Annotated in this window: 1 protein-coding gene; it reads left to right on the forward strand. The window is 75.0% G+C overall.

The genetic code is table 11. The annotated features are described in order from the left end of the window. A partial coding sequence (locus tag ACWJ6R_RS35470; RefSeq protein ID WP_449066403.1) for a family 43 glycosylhydrolase occupies positions 1–1,713 on the forward strand: 1,713 nt, incomplete at its 5' end. Positions 1,714–1,957 lie beyond the last annotated feature (244 nt).

Consider the following 1,957-nt stretch of genomic DNA (forward strand, 5'->3'; position numbering starts at 1 on the left):
CGGTCGCCGGCGGACTCCGGACGGGCCCCGGACCGGCCGGCCCCGGGCGGCCGGCCCGGCACCTACACCAACCCGGTCAGCGGCTCCTTCTCCGACACCTTCGCCGATCCGGCGATCGTCCGGGGCGAGGACGGCTGGTGGTACGCCTTCGGGACCAGCGACCCCCTGCGCGAGGGCGAGGGGACCCGCCACCACCTGCCCATCTCCCGCTCGCGGAACCTGGTCGACTGGTCCTACGTCGGCGACGCCTTCACCGAGCGGACCCTGCCCGCCTGGGCCGACACCGCGGCGGGCGCGAGCCTGTGGGCACCGGACATCCGGCGCGTGGGCGGCGAGTACCGCCTGTACTACGTGGTCACCCAGACCACCGTCACGCCGGAGACCGGCGACAACGCGATCGGGATGGCCACCGCGCCGACGCCGGCCGGCCCGTGGACCGACTCGGGCGCCCCGGTCGTGGGGCCGCGCAGGGGCGCCGGCGCCTCCGGCGACTTCAAGTGGACCTTCGACCCCAGCCACGCCGTCGACACCGACGGGACCGAGTACCTGGTCTACGGCTCCTACTACGGCGGGATCTTCATCACGCGCCTCGACCCCACCGGCAGGAAGGCCGTGGGCGAGCCGACGATGATCGCCATCGACAACAAGTTCGAGGGCGGCTACCTGGTGCGCCGCGGCGGCTACTGGTACCTGTTCGCCTCCTCGGCCGACTGCTGCGCCGGGCCGGCCACGGGCTACAGCGTCTACGCCGGGCGCTCGCGCGCCATCACCGGCCCCTACCTCGACCGGGAGAAGGTGCCGCTGACCGCCTCGCGGGCGGGTGGCACGATCGTCATCGCGCCGAACGGCAACCGCTGGGTGGGCACCGGCCACAACGCCGTCGTGGCCGACCCCGCCGGCCAGGACTGGCTGGTGTACCACGCCATCGACCGCGCCGACCCCTACCTCGACGAGCCGTTCGGGATCAACGAGCGGCCCATGCTGATCGACCGGCTCGACTGGATCGGCGGCTGGCCGACCGTCCGCGGCGGCGCCTGGGCCTCGGATGACCCGCAGCCGGCGCCCGGCCGCACCGGCCCCGTGAAGGTCGCGCCCGCTCCCCGTCCGGGTCCGGTCGACCGCCGCCGCAGCGACGAGTTCGACGGTACGGGGCTGGGTTCCGGCTGGAGCTGGGTGCGCGGGCCGCAGGGCGAGGTCACCGGCGGGGCGCTGCGCTGGCCGACCCAGGCCGCCGAGCTGAACAGGGAGGACAACACCGCCTCCGTCCTGCTGCGCGAGGCCCCCGAGGGCGACTGGACCGCCGAGACCAGGCTCCGCATCGATCTGGGGACCGACAGCGTCCGCAACTACCAGCAGGCGGGCCTCATCGCCTACGCCGGCGACGACCTCTACACCAAGCTCGTCCACGCGGCGATCTGGAACACCCGCCAGACCGAGTTCGGCAAGGAGATGCCGTACGAGGGCCGGATCGCCTACGGCGGCACGATCGTCGGGCCGCCCGCCGAGGAGACCTGGCTGCGCCTGATCCACCGCGTCGACCGGCGCAACGGCGAGCACGAACTGCGCGCGGCCACCAGCCGCGACGGCCGCAGGTGGGTCCACGGCGGCGTGTGGACCCTGCCGGCCGACGCCGACCTGCGCGTCGGGCTCATCTCGCTGGGCGGCGCGGGCGCCACGGCCGAGTTCGACTACTTCCGCCTGCACCGCCGCTGACCCGCGGTGGAGGAGCGGGGCCGCGCCCCGGAGTCCGGGACGCGGCCCCGCGAGGGGGTCGCGCTGGCGGGACTTCCCGCCGGGTCACGCGGCCACGCGATCGGTCGCGCGGGGTCAGACGCCCGCGGGGACCTTCGCGGTCTCCCGGTCGAGGTGGGCGCGGAGCTGCTCGCCCTCGATGTCGACGTTGGGCAGTACGCGGTCCAGCCAGCGGGGCAGCCACCAGGCGCCGTCGCCGAGCAGG

Source organism: Planomonospora algeriensis (genome assembly GCF_977012225.1).